Source organism: Sphingorhabdus sp. EL138 (assembly GCF_900258045.1).
Classification (GTDB): Bacteria; Pseudomonadota; Alphaproteobacteria; order Sphingomonadales; family Sphingomonadaceae; genus Parasphingorhabdus.
Genome location: NZ_OGVD01000003.1, coordinates 292,780 through 308,888, shown reverse-complemented (window position 1 = coordinate 308,888; position 16,109 = coordinate 292,780). Strand labels below are relative to the sequence as shown.

At 54.0% G+C, this 16,109-nt stretch carries 16 protein-coding genes; 5 read left to right on the top strand and 11 right to left on the bottom strand.

Annotated elements, in window-relative coordinates:
- Window positions 1-2: 2 nt before the first annotated feature.
- Window positions 3-1,166, bottom strand: coding sequence for an acetylornithine deacetylase (argE, locus tag DK507_RS07635; protein ID WP_109355785.1), 1,164 nt, complete (start codon window positions 1,164-1,166; stop codon window positions 3-5).
- A gap of 202 nt (window positions 1,167-1,368) precedes the next feature.
- Here argE and DK507_RS07630 point away from each other — a divergent pair, with 202 nt between their 5' ends.
- Window positions 1,369-1,755 carry a GAF domain-containing protein gene (locus tag DK507_RS07630; RefSeq protein WP_162558957.1) on the top strand — a complete coding sequence of 129 codons (387 nt, stop codon included), beginning with the start codon at window positions 1,369-1,371 and terminating at the stop codon, window positions 1,753-1,755.
- A 55-nt stretch (window positions 1,756-1,810) separates the two neighbouring features.
- On the opposite strand, the gene DK507_RS07625 is transcribed toward DK507_RS07630, so the two are convergent.
- Window positions 1,811-2,104, bottom strand: coding sequence for a hypothetical protein (locus tag DK507_RS07625; protein WP_109355783.1), 294 nt, complete (start codon window positions 2,102-2,104; stop codon window positions 1,811-1,813).
- A 383-nt stretch (window positions 2,105-2,487) separates the two neighbouring features.
- On the opposite strand from DK507_RS07625, the gene DK507_RS07620 reads away from it, so the two are divergent.
- Both DK507_RS07620 and DK507_RS07615 read left to right on the top strand, forming a co-directional pair.
- The gene (locus DK507_RS07620; RefSeq protein ID WP_109355782.1) at window positions 2,488-3,651 is read left to right on the top strand and encodes a nitroreductase family protein; all 1,164 of its coding nucleotides are present in this window, start codon (window positions 2,488-2,490) and stop codon (window positions 3,649-3,651) included.
- 8 nt (window positions 3,652-3,659) lie between these two features.
- Complete coding sequence (locus DK507_RS07615; protein WP_162558956.1) at window positions 3,660-4,133, top strand: MarR family winged helix-turn-helix transcriptional regulator; 474 nt, start codon at window positions 3,660-3,662, stop codon at window positions 4,131-4,133.
- Window positions 4,134-4,237: 104 nt separating this feature from the next.
- On the opposite strand, the gene DK507_RS07610 is transcribed toward DK507_RS07615, so the two are convergent.
- The 7 genes from DK507_RS07610 to aroQ form a co-directional block, all read right to left on the bottom strand.
- Window positions 4,238-6,073: a DUF885 family protein gene (locus DK507_RS07610; protein WP_109355780.1), complete on the bottom strand. Its 1,836-nt coding sequence runs from the start codon at window positions 6,071-6,073 to the stop codon at window positions 4,238-4,240.
- 147 nt (window positions 6,074-6,220) lie between these two features.
- The gene (locus DK507_RS07605; protein WP_109355779.1) at window positions 6,221-6,940 is read right to left on the bottom strand and encodes a 2OG-Fe(II) oxygenase; all 720 of its coding nucleotides are present in this window, start codon (window positions 6,938-6,940) and stop codon (window positions 6,221-6,223) included.
- 5 nt (window positions 6,941-6,945) lie between these two features.
- Window positions 6,946-8,259 carry an amidohydrolase family protein gene (locus tag DK507_RS07600; RefSeq protein WP_109355778.1) on the bottom strand — a complete coding sequence of 438 codons (1,314 nt, stop codon included), beginning with the start codon at window positions 8,257-8,259 and terminating at the stop codon, window positions 6,946-6,948.
- Between the two features lie 131 nt (window positions 8,260-8,390).
- Window positions 8,391-9,443 carry an RcnB family protein gene (locus DK507_RS07595; RefSeq protein WP_109355777.1) on the bottom strand — a complete coding sequence of 351 codons (1,053 nt, stop codon included), beginning with the start codon at window positions 9,441-9,443 and terminating at the stop codon, window positions 8,391-8,393.
- 147 nt (window positions 9,444-9,590) lie between these two features.
- Complete coding sequence (gene accC, locus DK507_RS07590) at window positions 9,591-10,943, bottom strand: acetyl-CoA carboxylase biotin carboxylase subunit (protein ID WP_109355776.1); 1,353 nt, start codon at window positions 10,941-10,943, stop codon at window positions 9,591-9,593.
- Between the two features lie 14 nt (window positions 10,944-10,957).
- Window positions 10,958-11,446, bottom strand: a complete 489-nt coding sequence (accB, locus tag DK507_RS07585) for an acetyl-CoA carboxylase biotin carboxyl carrier protein (RefSeq protein ID WP_254054297.1) — start codon at window positions 11,444-11,446, stop codon at window positions 10,958-10,960.
- Between the two features lie 32 nt (window positions 11,447-11,478).
- A complete protein-coding gene (gene aroQ, locus DK507_RS07580; RefSeq protein WP_301950666.1) occupies window positions 11,479-11,943 on the bottom strand; it encodes a type II 3-dehydroquinate dehydratase in 465 nt (154 codons plus the stop codon).
- Window positions 11,944-12,040: 97 nt separating this feature from the next.
- Between aroQ and thiS the strand changes: the two genes are divergently transcribed.
- The gene (gene thiS, locus DK507_RS07575) at window positions 12,041-13,054 is read left to right on the top strand and encodes a sulfur carrier protein ThiS (RefSeq protein ID WP_109355774.1); all 1,014 of its coding nucleotides are present in this window, start codon (window positions 12,041-12,043) and stop codon (window positions 13,052-13,054) included.
- A 359-nt stretch (window positions 13,055-13,413) separates the two neighbouring features.
- Window positions 13,414-13,770, top strand: a complete 357-nt coding sequence (locus DK507_RS07570; RefSeq protein WP_109355773.1) for a UrcA family protein — start codon at window positions 13,414-13,416, stop codon at window positions 13,768-13,770.
- A gap of 156 nt (window positions 13,771-13,926) precedes the next feature.
- Here the strand turns inward: DK507_RS07570 and DK507_RS07565 are convergent, their stop codons facing one another.
- Window positions 13,927-14,718 carry a LytTR family DNA-binding domain-containing protein gene (locus DK507_RS07565; protein ID WP_109355772.1) on the bottom strand — a complete coding sequence of 264 codons (792 nt, stop codon included), beginning with the start codon at window positions 14,716-14,718 and terminating at the stop codon, window positions 13,927-13,929.
- A 2-nt stretch (window positions 14,719-14,720) separates the two neighbouring features.
- The gene (locus DK507_RS07560) at window positions 14,721-15,854 is read right to left on the bottom strand and encodes a sensor histidine kinase (RefSeq protein WP_109355771.1); all 1,134 of its coding nucleotides are present in this window, start codon (window positions 15,852-15,854) and stop codon (window positions 14,721-14,723) included.
- Between the last annotated feature and the right edge of the window lie 255 nt (window positions 15,855-16,109).

The window sequence follows — 16,109 nt, the reverse complement described above, 5'->3', positions numbered from 1 at the left end:
GTTTACTCCTGCCGCAATTCTTCTGACAGTCTTAGCATAAAATCTGCGCCGCGACTGAATTGATCGAGGCTGATATATTCATTGGGTTGATGGGCTTGCTCAATCGACCCCGGCCCGCAAACCACGGTGGGAAAACCGGCCTGCTGGAACTGCCCGGCCTCCGCGGCATAAGAGACAACACCAGCCGGTGTATTATCCCCGGTCAGTTTTCGCACAAAGGCTTCCGCTTCCTGTGAACCGGATTGCCCAAGCGGTGGTGCATTGGACAGCTGTTCAACGCGTACCCCTGTTTCAGGGAAGGCTTCTTTCAATTGTGTGTCGAGAGCGGCGGCTTTTTCCTTGAACGGTGCCAGAACTGCTTCGGGGTCGACGGAAGGCGGGCATCGCAGATCAAATATGAAATGCGCACGCCGGGCCAATATGTTGGCCGCAGTGCCTCCATCCATCTTGCCAATGGTAAGCGTTGCGTGCGGCGGCGTGAACGGCGAATTCGGGTCGGCCGTCTCCCAAAGCCCTCGTGCCAGTTCGGCCAGGTCATGCATTAGCTCGATAGCCACCATATTGGCGGAGATACCAAGATGAGTGAGGCTGCTATGAGCCTCATGGCCAAGTACCTCGACTTCATGGACACAAATGCCTTTATGCCCGGTGATCGTCTTCATCATTGTCGGTTCGCCGATGATCGCCAGGGCTGGGGCGGGAAGGGTTGCGGCCATCTCTTCAATCATGGCCGGCGCGCCAAGACAGCCAACCTCCTCATCATAGCTGATCGCGAGATGGACCGGACGCTTGCCGTCTTTCAGCATCGGGGCGGCGGCCAAGGCCAGCGCGATGAAGCCTTTCATGTCGCAGGTTCCGCGTCCATGCAGCAGGCTATCGCGCTCTGTCACCGCAAACGGATCGCTCGACCAGTCTTGTCCATCTACCGGTACGACATCGCTGTGGCCTGACAGGATGACCCCGCCTGCGACATCCGGACCAATGGTGGCATAGAGATTGGCCTTGGACCCATCAGCATTAATCACCCGCGTGGTGCCGATGTCATATTGCGCGAGATATTCCTCAACCCAGCTGATCAGTTGCAGGTTGCTATTTCGCGACGTCGTATCGAAAGAAATCAGCGAATCGAGGATGGATAATGCCGGTTTAATTAACAGATTTGTCATGAAGCCAATATAAACGTAGCATTAACAAAAAGGAATCAGTTTAAAAAAATCTTTATCTTTCAATTGCTTTACGGTATGTTACAAATAGGCATTTGGAGGCTGAGGAGATTCCCGTTAGGGCGTGTTCATCTATGGTTAATAAAGTTTTTAAGTTTTTACCGTAAATCGATCTGAGATCGGGGGCTCCAAATCGAATATGAATATGAATAATTCAGTTGAACAGGATCTGGACCTGCTTGCCAATCTGACAGCAAGACTGCTTGGTACACCTGTTGCCTCCATCACTTTATACGAAGCTGATCATGACGAAGGAGGGTGTGCAGTACAGTCCGTCGCCCATGCTGCTATTTCCTGTGATGAAAGCTGGGCGGCCAGCAATCCTGCCGTCGATGTAAAGCAACTGGGCAGTCCCCGCAGCGCGATGACCCAGCATCTTGGACTTTATGCGTCTGTGCCGATGCGTAACGGTGATGGTTCAACCATTGGTATGGTCGCCTGCGCCGGTGATGAAGCCAGAGAGTTAAGCGACCAGGAACTGGACGTGCTGAAAAATATTACAGCCATAGCCTCTGCGGTCATCCACGCCTGATTTGTTAACTTTTTTGTTTAATTTTGCACGCCGCCAAATTAACGGTTCGGTGGCCTCACGCGTCGATATCGGTGGATTGCAGGGCGGCCTTGCCGCGTGCCGTGATCATTGTATCGAGAAAGCGCGGTCCGGAAGCATGGCCCGTCAGAAATGCCTCATATAAAATCATACCATTGTCGCTTAATGTTTGAACCGCATCGACGAACATCGCAGGATTGCTGCTAGCTTCCTGTGACTCGATCACATCCGGAGTCATGGTAGCAGCCGATGGCCAAGCTTGATTGAGCGATCCAAGAACATAGCGTTCCGTCTCGGACAAATGTGCTTCGGGGGAGTAAGCAGGTGTCATTTTCTATCGCAGACCAGATCAAATTAAGTATGCCCCACTCGCTTTGATTGCGTTAACCTTTATTAAACTAAAAAGTTAAAAAAGTGTTAACAGCCGGTCACCACTCGTTCCACTTTTCGACCCGTTTCAAGCCGTTTGAATATAGCCTAAAGCCAGGTTAAAGCTGGTCTTAAAGGGTGTCTGTGCTTTAAAGATTTCCGGTGTCCTGATGATAGCAAAGACAGTTGTTCTGCCCTTAACACCAGACGAGTTGAATCACGCGATCTGCCCTATGGGTAATTTGCCCAGAGAAATATAACCATGGTTTTCCGTTGCGTTGGCGTTGACATTCACACTGTATATACATAGATATCTATATATTAGATGAATATGGAGATTCGGATATGGTTTCGCGCAGACGGGTTCTGGTAACCGGTGGTGCATCGCTTGTGCTGCTCGGTGGAGGTTTTGGTGCTTATGTCGGCACACGCTCAATTGCCAAGGCGCAGGAGCCCTGGATACAGGCAACAACGGGTTTTGGAGATCCGCGGCTTGATGCACTGGCTTATGCTATTCTCGCACCCAATCCCCACAATCGTCAGCCCTGGCAAGTACGGCTGATGGGGAATGACAGCTTCACGGTCTATTGCGATCTCGACAAACGTCTGCCCCATACCGACCCGCCCAATCGTCAGATCACCATCGGCTTCGGTACATTTCTGGAATTGTTTCGGCAGGCGGCGGCCGAAAAAGGCTATCGAGCAGAAATCATGCCTTTCCCTGAAGGCGAACCTGAACCGGTTCTCGACAGCCGTCCCATAGCATCGGTAAAAATGATCAAGGATCCATCGGTTCCGCGCGATCCGCTATTCGGCACAATACTGAACCGCCGTAGCACCAAGGAAGCCTTTACGCCGCGCAGTGTTGACGACGCGACATTCGCCAAGCTGCAGGATATGGCCTTTGCGGGGCAATCGGAACCGCTGATATCACTCGAAGCGACCAGCGATGCGGAGCGGGTCGCCAGATTGCGGAAGCTTAACTGGCAGGCCTGGTCGGTGGAATATGATGTGGCACGCACCCAAAAAGAGAGCGTTGATCTGATGCGGATTGGCGCGGGCGAGGTAAATGCCAACCCGGATGGCATTGATATGAGCGGACCGATGATGGAGGCCTTGCGGCTGGGCGGAATTGTCTCGCGCAAAGAGCTCGCGACAAAAGGGTCTACCGCTTATGAATCCGGAATTTCCATGTACAGGGAGATACTGGACAATACGAGCAGCTTCGGCTGGCTGATCTCGCCGGATAACCGCCGGATAACGCAATTGCAGTCCGGTGCAGTCTGGGTGCGGATCAATCAGGCCGCGACTGCCTTGGGGCTGGCCATGCACCCGGTCAGCCAGATTTTGCAGGAATTTCCGGAAATGGCGCACCTTTATGATCAATATCACAAATATCTTGGGATAGCCGCGCCCGCTCGGGTTCAGGGCTTTTTCCGTTTCGGCTATGCCGCTTCGCCTGAACCGTCACCCAGATGGCCGGTGGAATCGTTCATCCTGAACGTCTAAGGGAAGTTATGACCGAAGATGCTCAAGCCAAGCCAGCGGGACTGAAAGGTGATCCGATTGAATTTGCGGTGATGACCGAAATCGGCATCATCAACCAGCTTGCCGATAACCTGTTTCAGACGTATTTGCCCAAAGGCATGACTGTGGCGCAATTTTCGGTGCTCAACCACCTATTGCGTCTGGACGTGCAGGAAACCATCAGCGAGCTCGCCAGCGCAATGCAGGTCGCCCAGCCAACCATGTCATCAACCGTCCGCAAATTGGAGGACAAAGGCTTGGTGGAGCTCGCTCATGAACCAGATGACCGCAGGATCAGGCGGGTGGTCGTGACAACTGCCGGCGCGCAGCTGAGAAATGATGCGGTAGCGGCGCTCGCGCCCATGGCGGAGATATTACGGCAGAATATTCCCGAAACAGACTGGGAGGCGTTGTTACCACCCCTAAACCGGATCAGAGTGTTTCTGGATCAGTTGCGAAATTGATCCATGATGTCAGACCGGTAAGCGTCTGGGAAAACGCGCGACAATGGTCGTAACCTTGTCGCGCATCCGATGTCCCGACGATACGAAGGGTGCGAGATCAAGCGCTAGCCTTGCGTTTCAATCCAGTCGTCGATTTTCTTCTCGAGCACTGTCATCGGCAATGAGCCAGTATTCAGCACCTGATCATGAAATTCGCGCGGGTCGAATTTCTCGCCGAGACTGTCCTCGGCCTTTTTCTTCAGCCGCTGGATGGTCAGCGCGCCGATCTTGTAAGCCAAAGCCTGTGACGGGATTGCGATATAGCGTTCGACTTCGGCTGTGGCATCGGTTTCGCCCATGCTGCTATTGTCTAGCATATATTGGATAGCCTGTTCGCGCGTCCATTCCTTGCTGTGCAGACCAGTATCAACGACCAGCCGCATGGCGCGGAGCATCTCGTCGTCCAGATGACCGAAACGCTGATAGGGATCATCGAACATGCCCATCGGGAAGCCGAGTTTTTCGGAATAAAGTGCCCAACCTTCGACAAAAGCAGTATTGCCGCCAAACCGCATGAAATTGGGCAGATCTTCATTTTCCTGCGCCAGTGAAATCTGGAAATGGTGACCGGGTGCGCCTTCATGCAGGTACAGGGTCGTCATGCCGGATGTGTTGCGTGATGGCAGGTCATAGGCGTTGAAATAGAAGACGCCGGGACGTGAACCGTCGGGAGTACCGCTCTGATAAGAACCGCCGGCCTGGAATTTTTCAATCGACTCGTCATAGGGACGAATTTCCAGTGGTGATTTTGGCAGTACCTTGAACTGGGTCGAGATAACCTTGTCGACTTCCTTGCCAAGGTCATAATATCCCTGAGTCAGCGCTTCGCGGGATTCCGGATGAAATTTGGGATCCGTGCGCAGATGGGTGAAAAATTCTGACAATGTACCCTCAAAGCCGACTTCGTCCTTGATCGCTTCCATTTCTGTCTTGATCCGCGCGACTTCGCTGACGCCAAGATTATGGATATAATCGGCCTCAAGGGGCAGGGTGGTCGTGTTCTCGATCAGATGCTTGTACATCACATCGCCGCCCTTCATGTAGGACAGGCCGACACCTTCGCGCGCGACCGGCAGATATTCGTTTTTCAGGAAATCATGCAAGGCCTGATAGGAGGCGAAGATCTTTGTGGTCACCGCTTCATATTCTGCGGTCAAGCGGGTTTTGTCAGCTTCGCTGAAATCTTCGGGAAAAGCCTTGGTCGGTGCCATGAACGGGCTGCCGTCGAGGCCCAAGCCGATTTGGGTTGCGAGCTGCTCGATTACATTGCCAACGGTCAGCTTGGTTTCAACCACGCCGCTGTCCATGCCCTGACGGAACCGGCCAACTGAACGGTCGATCAGTGTAATAAATTCTGCATGGCGTTTCAGATTGTCTTCATAATTTTTGACAGTCTTGAAGGGAGCCGCACCCTTGCCCGATGCAAAGGTCGGATAGAAAGTGTGAAAGCCGCTAAAATGGTTAAGCGGGCGGACAACGCTCAGGTCCATAATTTCCTTGGACATGCCTTTGATCGCCTGTTTCTTGTCCCGCATGAACACGTCATAAGCAATCTTGTCGGTGACATTCAGCTTGCTGCGGTCAATAGCCATGAGTGCAGCGAGTTCGCTTTCTTCGGCCGCCAGTTCGGCAGCAAAATATTCGTCGCTGAGATAATCACCAAGGCGGTCGGCATAGCGTTCATCGCCGCGGAATAGGGCACCGATCGGATTGCGCCGCAAACTGTCTTCATCACTCTTGGCGAACAGGGCCTTTAGAGTTTCGCTCTCGCTCATCGCCGGTTTGGCGGCTTCCTCTTGGACCGCGGCGGCGCTGGTTGCGGACAGGCTGTTTGCATGGGCTGCCGAAGCGGCGGCGATCAGGCTGGCACTGGCCAGCAGCGCGAGAGTTTTATGGATCATGATATTTCCCTAGTTTGTGCTGTTGTGCACGGCTAACACAGCTTGGTTTCACCTGCAACGATTGCTGATGTCGTTCGTCGAAGGGAGTCGGTCGTTGGTCAGCGAAAATCGGCTCGCTATCGCCGTGATATTTGGTGATATATCCCTTTAGTGTTTCCAGCGACCCTTCCACCGGTTGAGACGAAACCATTTGGTGATGATATATTTGGTGCCCTTGATCACGGGCGCGCCTGCATGCAGCGTGTTGAGATTGGGTCGTCCGTCCAATCCCATATTGTTCCAGACAAGCAGCATCCCTTTGCGCGGCTCAACCTGATATTCGAGCTGGGGAAAAGCGGTCGCGCCGCCTTCTTCGGGTTCATTGAGATAGGCCATGGCGGTCCAGCTGCGCTGACCCCCGTTATTTGCCTCCACCTTGGTCCAGTAATCCTCGGTCTCATGGAAGAAGTCGTGATGATCCTTGAATTCCTGACCAACCTCGTAACGCTGTCCCTGCAAGATTTCGCTATGCGAATTCTCCAAGCCCATCAGGTCGCAGATGGATTGCTCAATGCGCTGAATATCCTGGTCATGGGCGCTGACATTGCAACTGTAACTGGTCCGGTATCCATCTCGCTCGGTGCCGGTATAGAGGCTGGAGGGAACGGTCTGGGCATCGATCATTTTGATCAGCAGATCACAATCCTTGTCGGTGAGAAAATTCTGACATACGAATAGTTGCGCGTGGGGACTTTCCAGCCACTGTACATGCGGATGGGCGTTCAACCGGTCTGTTACCGAACGCGTAATTTCGGCGAGGCGCTTGGGACTGTTGTTCCGGTTTGCTTTGGTCCTGGTAGCGGAAACTTTGGAGACGGACGCGTTCATGTGTTTCAGTCAATCACTCTGCCGCGAACCATCACCCAGTCAATCTTTTCCAGCACCGTAACTTCCTCAAGTGGGTTGCCGTCAAAGGCGATCAGGTCAGCAGAATATCCCGGTGCGATCCGACCAATTTGTCCCTCCATACCCAGTACTTCGGCAGCCAACGTGGTCGCGCTTATGACGGCCTCGCGCGGTGTGAGGCCGTGACGAACCATCAGGGCAAATTCCTCAGCATTGCGGCCATGATCAAAGACTCCGGCATCCGTGCCAAAGGCCACAGGCACGCCCATGTCTTTCGCCATAGTCACGGCTTTGCCGACGCTGCCCAAAGTTTCGCGAATCTTGTTCTCGACAACCGGCGTATAAATGCCTTTGCCGAGCCCTTCGCTCACTCCCTGAAAGGCCATCAGGGTCGGGACCAGCGCGGAACCGCTGGCTTTCATGGCCTTGAGCGCAGCCTCATCTGCAAAAGTGCCATGGTCGATCGTATCAATACCGGCACGGGCCGCGGCCTCAATACCGCGCGCTCCGTGCGCATGGGCCATAACTTTCAGTCCAAGTGAATGGGCGGTATCGGCAATGGAAGTCATCTCAGCATCGGTAAAATGCGCTTCCAGGCCGCGGCCCTGCTGAGACAGCACACCTCCGGTGGCCGTAATCTTGATAATATCGGAACCGGCGCGGGAGGCCTTGCGGACTTTCTCCGCGCACTCCACCGGTCCCGTGCAACTATAGCCGCTGGCCAGGGCATCGTTGATATCTTCCTTGAAGCCCGTGGTGTCGCCATGGCCGCCGACAATGGCCAGTGCCGGTCCTGCGGCAATGATGCGTGGCCCCGGTATTACACCCTCGGCTGTCCCCTTGCGCAGGGAGAAAGCGGAATATTGCGATGAGCCTGCCTCGCGAACGGTTGTGAAGCCGGCTTTGGCAGTCAAAAGGGCATTTTTGGCACCAACAACTACGCCCCATTCAGTAGGTTCAGTGGCCTGTTTCCAAAAATCGCCGCCGGGATCACCGGTAAGATGGACATGCAGGTCAATCAGGCCCGGCATGACGGTCTTGTCCGACATATCGATGATCGTGACAATATCCGTCGCTGCATAAGGTATGGTGGATCCTGCGTCGACTTTGGTAATTTTGCCTTCGCGCACGGTGATGATGGCCGGACCGGTTGCGCCTTTTGCCGGATCAGCGATAAGGTTGCCGACCTGGATGATTGTGACATGATCCTCCGTCGGCACGTTTTCATCAGCAGGCGCATTAACGGCAAAAGCGGGGGCCGCGAGGCCCAATGCCAGCATTGCAAGCAGGTACCGGATCATATCTCAATTTTCCTCAACTATCTTTTAGCTTGTGTGCGCCGGACAGCAGACTGTTTCAAGAGGGAAAATGGAACAAGGCCCGCAATCATTGCTGATCACGGGCCTCGCCTAAGGAATATGATTTTTATGACTTAGTAGAAGAAGTCGTAAATTACATCGACGACACGGCCATCATAGGTATCGACCAAGAGGACGTCGTCATAATAACGGATCCAGCGATAGCCACCATATGCCGGTGGCAAACGGTAACGCCACGGGTCGTTTATCCAGTAGCGCGATCCGAAGAAGGATGAGCCCAGATAGATGCCGATGTTCCAGCGGCGGTAGCTATGCCCGCGATAGGGTGCATAATAACGGCCTACGCGATAATAGTTGCGGTTATATTTGCGGTAATTCCGCCAGTTATAACGGCGGTCATTGCGCCAGCCGCGATTCCATTTGCGATAGTCCCGCCGTGCATCGCGATAGCCTTTGCGATAACCCCGACGGTTGTCGCGGTAGCCATAGCGACGGTTATCCCGATAGCGGCGGTCAACACGGCCATCGCGGTTGCGATCCCAGCGCCGATCAACGCGGCCATTATTGTTGCGGTCGAAGCGGCGATCTATGCGTCCGTCGCGGTTACGATCCCAGCGGCGGTCCACCCGGCCGTCCCGGTTGCGATCGCCGCGCGCTATGGCACGGCGATTTTCTCGATAACGGCGATCGACGCGACCGTCTCTGTTGCGGTCTTGGCGAATATTGGCCCTGCGATCAGAACGGCGTTCGTTTGTCTGCGCAATGTCTCGGCGATCAGCCCGACGCTGCTGCCTCATTTCGGCCCGTCGACTTGCGGCAGGCACATTAGCGCGCCCGCGATTGTTCCGGTTTTCGGCGCGCGCTGCCCTGCGAGCATCACGGTTGCCGCGATTGGCGCGCCGCGCTTCGCGGTTTGCTCGATTGGCTTGCCGGGCTTCCCGATTACCTCGGTTGGCTCGCCGCGCCTCACGATTGCCATTGCCACGATTACCGCGATTGGCACGGCGTTCACTGCGACCGTCGCGTTGCAAAGCGACCTTGCCGGTCAAGTCCGGGGTCATGACAACGCCGGTTCTGTCTATAGTGGGTGCTAAATCTGCGGCAGAGGCGGTTGCAGGCGTCAACATGGTGGCTGCCATCAGGCCGGTTACAAAAAATAGTCGCATAGGCTTACTCCTCACTACGCGACTCCGTTTGCCGCATCTGTGGAACAAGTCATAGCCTGTTAACCCTGTCAGATAGCTGAACTTTACTGTAATATTCAGGAAAGAATCGACTTATATGAACAAAAATTACCCAGTTGTGGCAGCAAACTAGGCGTTTTCATCCTGATCAAGCCACTCTTCGAGCCATTTGATAGTATATTCGCCGGATTGAAAACCTTCATCATAAACCAGCTTTTGATGCAGAGGAATGGTGGTTTCGACGCCTTCGACGACAAATTCGTCGAGTGCGCGGGCGAGTCGCATCATGCAGCCGTCCCGGGTCCGGCCATAAACAATCAACTTCGCGATCATGCTGTCATAATAAGGCGGGATCGAATATCCGGCGTAAAGTCCACTATCGACACGAACATGCATGCCGCCGGGGGCGTGATAGCTGGTCACCTTGCCCGGAGAAGGTGCAAAAGTTTTCGGATTTTCGGCATTGATCCGGCATTCAATCGCATGACCGGCAAATTCAAGTTCTTCCTGTTTGACCGAAAGATCGCGGCCATCGGCAATACGGATCTGTTCGCGAACCAGGTCAAAGCCGGTAATCATTTCGGTGACGGGATGCTCAACCTGCAAACGCGTGTTCATCTCGATAAAGTAGAACTCACCATTCTCGTACAGAAACTCTATTGTGCCCGCGCCGCGATAGCCCATGCCCTTCATGGCATCTACACAGACCTTGCCCATTTCTTCGCGCTGCTCTTCACTGATTACCGGTGAAGGTGCCTCCTCGAGCACTTTCTGGTGACGACGCTGCAGGGAACAGTCGCGCTCACCCAGATGAATGGCGTTGCCGCGTCCGTCGCCAAAGACCTGAAATTCAATATGTCGCGGATCGCCGAGATATTTTTCAATATAGACCGTCGCGTCACCAAAGGCCGCTTTGGCTTCGGTGCCGGCTTGCTGCATCTGGGTTTCCAGCTCGGTCTCGTCGTTCACAACTTTCATGCCGCGTCCGCCGCCGCCAGAGGCTGCCTTGATGATAACCGGATAACCGACCTCAGCCGCCACCTGTTTGGCCACTTCAATGTCGCTAACTGCGCCATCGGAACCGGGAACCAGCGGAATGCCAAGATCGCCGGCTGTCTTTTTAGCAGCAACTTTGTCGCCCATGACCTTGATATGTTCCGGCTTGGGGCCGATCCATTTAATGTCATGCGCTTCGACTACTTCGGCGAAATGCGCGTTTTCCGACAGGAAGCCATAGCCTGGGTGTATCGCATCTGCGCCGCTGATTTCGGCTGCGGAGATAATCGCGGGAATGCTCAGATAGCTGTCGGTTGCCGAAGGCGGTCCAATGCAAATGGCTTCATGTGCCAGCCGCACGTGCATCGCATCTTCATCCGCTGTGCTGTGTACAGCGACCGTGTCAATGCCGAGTTCCCGGGCTGCACGCAAAATGCGAAGTGCAATCTCGCCGCGATTGGCGATCAGGATTTTGTTGATGGTCATGCGCCGGGTCTCATCTAAGCAATCACAACGAGCGGCTGGTCAAATTCGACCGGCTGGCCGTTTTCCACCAGTATCGCTTTCACCGTGCCTGCGCTTTCCGCCGCAATCGGGTTCATCACTTTCATCGCTTCCACGATCAGCAAAGTGTCACCCTCGGCGACTTTGTCGCCGACGCTGACAAAATTCGCGGCGTCCGGGTCGGGTGCCAGATAGGCGGTGCCGACCATTGGTGACTTCTGTGCACCGGCGTGATCATCTGCCGGAGCTGACGCTGTCGCCACTTCGGTTGTGGGAGCCGCGGCAGGGGCTGGCATGGGAGCCGGTGCAGCTACAGCATGGACAGGGGCGGACGCTCCGCCACCACCACGAGAAACACGGATCTTCCGGTCGCCATCTTCGACTTCAATCTCGCTGAGGCCAGCGCCATCCAATATCCCGGCAAGCTCCCGGACCACTTCGAGGTCCACATTCATGCTGCCATCACTGTCTTTTTTTGCGGCCATTTCTGGTTCCCATTTTGAAGTTAAAACTAGTTCTAGAATTTTTGTGCGGCGTCGAGCGCCAACTGATAACCCAAAGCACCAAAGCCGCAAATAGTTCCTTTTGCAACCGGTGCAATCAAACTCTTGTGTCGAAATTCTTCGCGCGCGGCAGGATTGGACAGATGCACCTCTAACACCGGCACGTCTATCGCCTTCACCGCGTCATGCAGAGCGATGGATGTATGGGTCAACGCGCCAGCGTTCAAGATTACTGCCTGTGCCTCATCAGCAGCGGCCTCGTGCAGCCAGTCGACCAGATGACCTTCATGATTGCTCTGACGGATATCAACTTCAAGGCTTAGCTCGTGCGCCTGATCCTCCAGCCGCCCGGCAATATCATCCAGCGTATCGGAACCATAAATTTCCGGCTCCCGCATGCCCAGCAGATTTAGGTTGGGGCCGTTCAGGACAAAGACGGTCTTGTTGGTGCTCTTTCCCGCGCTTACATTTTTCGGCAATATAATGTCCCCCATATGGCGCTTTTGGTTGCGGCACTGCTTAGCTGTTTATATGGCCTCTTTATAGGGCTCGATTCCGAAAAGCGAGATCAAACAAATGGAAACATTGGTAATGCCGGAAATTTCAATTCAGCTGAATGGCGATAGCAGGCGCATAGAAGGCGGCATGTCTGTTGCCGATTTGGTGCGGTCGCTGGATCTGGAGCCAGAGAAAGTGGCAGTGGAGCGCAACCGCGAAATCGTGACACGTTCGACTTTGGGCGATGTTACGGTTGAAGACGGCGATCAGCTTGAGATTGTTCATTTTGTCGGCGGCGGTGATCATGCTGGCGATGTCACCACCAATGACGGCTGGAGTGTAACCGGTCAGAAATTCAAATCGCGCCTGATCGTTGGAACCGGCAAATATAAGGATTTTGAAGAAAATGCCGCGGCGGTAGAGGCTGCGGGAGCAGAGATTGTTACCGTAGCAGTTCGGCGTGTGAATGTAATGGATCGCAATCAGCCGATGCTGACCGATTTTATTGATCCCAAGAAAACCACCTATCTGCCCAACACCGCTGGCTGCTTTAATGCCGATGACGCGATCCGCACTTTACGACTAGCGCGTGAGGCAGGCGGCTGGGATCTGGTGAAGCTGGAAGTGCTGGGCGAAGCGAAAACGCTCTACCCTAACATGCGCGAAACTTTGGAAGCGACCGAAGTGCTCGCCAAGGAAGGTTTCAAGCCGATGGTCTATTGCGTCGATGATCCGATTGCCGCGAAACAGCTGGAAGATGCGGGCGCGGTTGCGATCATGCCTTTGGGCGCGCCGATCGGCTCCGGCCTGGGTATCCAGAACCGTGTTACCATACGTTTGATCGTTGAGGGCGCGAACGTCCCCGTGCTGGTTGATGCCGGCGTCGGTACCGCTAGCGACGCAGCAGTCGCGATGGAACTGGGCTGTGACGGCGTGCTGATGAACACAGCCATCGCGGAGGCCAAGGAACCTGTGCGGATGGCCCGCGCAATGAAGCTTGCCGTCGAAGCTGGGCGCGAAGCTTATCTGTCTGGTCGGATGGGACGGCGGATGTATGCTGACCCTTCGAGTCCGCTTTCCGGGTTGATCTAGTCGAATCGGAGCTGATTTAGCCTCATAATACAGCATGATTCGGTGCCATCTGTAACTAATTGAATAGTAACAAAAGTTACATAGCTTTACTTTGATCGACGTTCCGATGTCGTTGGTCGAAGCCTTTTGCCGTTCACCGATCAAAATGGTGGTTTATCGAACATCGGATGCTCGTCGATACCGCTTCCCGTATCTAAGAATACGAGGCGGGAGCAAAGCATAAGTCAAAAGCTCTTCCCCGAGCTGGTCGAAACAAACCGCTCTCGTCTCGTCAACCCCCTCCCTGTGTCGGGCAGGGACAACGGGAGCAGACCTGACCCCCTTTTCGGGTCTGCCAGCTAATTTTGAGGAGTAAACACATGAAAAGTTCTATTTTGAGCAAAACTCTTTTTGCCGCCGCCGCGATTGCGGTAACCGCCACGGGTTTTTCCGCCAGTGCGAGTGCGCAGGGTCGCATCACAAAGTCTGTTGAAGTCAGCTATGCCGATCTGGATCTGACCAGCGCAGAAGGTCAGTCAACTTTGGATGGCCGTATTAGAGGCGCCGTCCGTCAAGTTTGCGGCACCTATGATCCTAGAGATCTTTACGAAATGGCCGACCACGGTGACTGTGTTGAGGAAGCCAATCTGTCTGCCAAACGCGCCAAGGTGTCGCTGATTGCCAGAGCTGAAGCGGGAACTCTTGGCAGCAGCACCGTTGTTATCGGCGGTAACTAAAAAGCATTCCAAGAGCCGCGAATCCCAATTAAGCGGCCCCAATTTTGGCCAAACCAACTATGGACCCCGGTGCCCTTACACCGGGGTTTATTTTTGGGTTCTGCACATTGTGAGGGCGATGCCAGTCAATATGGCGATTGCGCATCAGAAACTGGCTTATCGTCCTGCCAGCTTCTTGGCTTCTGCCAAATGGGTGCGCCCGATGCGGATTTCGGTCCCGCATTTCAGGCATGCGATCCAGATGCCGCCGCCATCGTGGCGCAGGCCGGCAATCCAGTCCCGGCGGACCAGATGGGATCGATGCAGACGAATGAAATGTTCAGGATTGAGCCGCTCCTCTAGTCCGGTGATTGTTTGATGGAGCAAATAGCTGGTCCCGCCTTGCTCGTTTCCTTTTTCACCTGCTGTTTCTCTGGAAACATGCAGCCGCATATAGTCACGCTCTGCCTCTATCCGGTTGATTTCCGAGGCTGTGATACGGCGCAGCTCTGATTTATAGGGTACCCAGAACTCTTCCGCCCAGGGAGAATCCTCGGTCGTCATTGATGTTTGCTCAATCTTTCGCTCCAGCACCCGGGCTATGGCAATTGACAGCCGTTCGGTTTCAACGGGTTTGAGCACATAATCGATCGCCGCCACGCCAAAGGCTTCCACTGCAAATTTATCAAAGGCGGTCACAAAAATAATTGCCGGCTTTTTTTGAAGGCCGGACAAGTTCTGCGCAACCTCCAGCCCGGTCATGCCAGGCATCGCGATGTCAAGCAGCAACAGGTCCGGTTCCAGCTGTTCAGTCAACCGGATTGCAGCTTCGCCATCACTGGCGGTGCCGACCAAGTTGATATGCTCTTGCCGCGCGCACAAGAGTTGTAAACGTTCAATCGCTAGCGGTTCGTCATCGACGATCAGTGTATTAAGCTGTGATGGTGTCAGAGTGTCATCGTCTGCCATAATCAGATATCCGCTAAGAGAGGCATGGTTAGTTCTGCAACAAAGCCGCCGGTTTCAGGAGAACGGGTTTTCAACTTGGCCTGAGAACCAAATCTGGTCTCTAGCCGGTCACGAACATTGGCAAGCCCGATGCCGCTATTCTGGTCACTGGATCTGGCTTGTGTGGCTGGCCGTGCTTCGCCATCATCAGCTACAGTGAGTTTCAGGAAATCACCTTCCTCCACCGCGCTGATAGTGATTGTCACCGGGCGCTTGGAATGCGCGACCCCGTGTTTGATCGCGTTTTCGACAAGCGGTTGCAGGATCAACCCCGGCACCAGCACATCCATCAGCGCATCGGGAATATGAGTTTCTGTTTTCAGCCGTTTGGGAAAACGCACTGCCTCAATATCAAGGTAAAGATTTTGCAGATGCACTTCTTCGGACAGCGCGACATCCTCCAGCGGATCTCCAGACAGGCTGGTGCGATAGAATTTCGACAGATTGAGGATCATCTTTTCCGCTTCCTCAGGCTGGCTGCGCATGACCAGAGTGCTCAGACTGTTGAGTGTATTGAAAAGGAAATGCGGGTTCACCTGATAGCGCAAACTGCGTAGCTCCGCATCCTGCGCCGCCTGGGCGAAACGTGCGGCCTTGCGCTCGACGGTGCGTACTGCGCTCGCATAGCTGAGTGTCAGATATAGCGAGGCCCAACTGATGATGAAGAAAAACCGAGAAACACTGTCTTCGACAATCGCCTGCAGGGCATAGTTTTCTTTCTCCATATATTCGCGCATCTTTTCCATATGCGCTTCATCAAACAGGCTTTGGGGATCGTAGACGTTGAACATGTAATAGTTGAAGGCGCCAATCGCGATTGCGCAAGGAATCGCGCCTGCAAAAGCCGTAATAATCCGGGTGGACAGGGCCTTGTCTTCAAATAGCAGCAGCAGCCGGTATAGCAGATAGGTGATGGCGATTCCCAACACGGTTACGACCACACGGCGCAGCGCCAGTTCGTCTTGCGCCGGCCAGTCGCTGACCGCAGCTCGAATGGTAATGATAATCACGTAAAATAACCAAAAGCCGAGGATCGACAGGATGGCGACCTGTTGCCCGACCGATGTTTTGTGATGTCCGATGTCGAATTTTCTCATTGAGCGCCCAGTTTTCTTATTGCCATACAGCTTAGGACGAAATGGTATCAATTGTCTCTATCTCAATTGTACCCGGTCGAAACATAGTTGCGGTTGGTCGAAACCTTTGTTCGTGACCCGCCAAATTACGCCGATATTTTAACATCATAAGCGGCTTTGCGTCGCGATCTTTGAATGAATCTGGCTGCGTTTAACCAAATACTAACCATGTTTTGGTCCAATGGCTCTCGTGGATAAAGGACCGCGTGTTGCAGA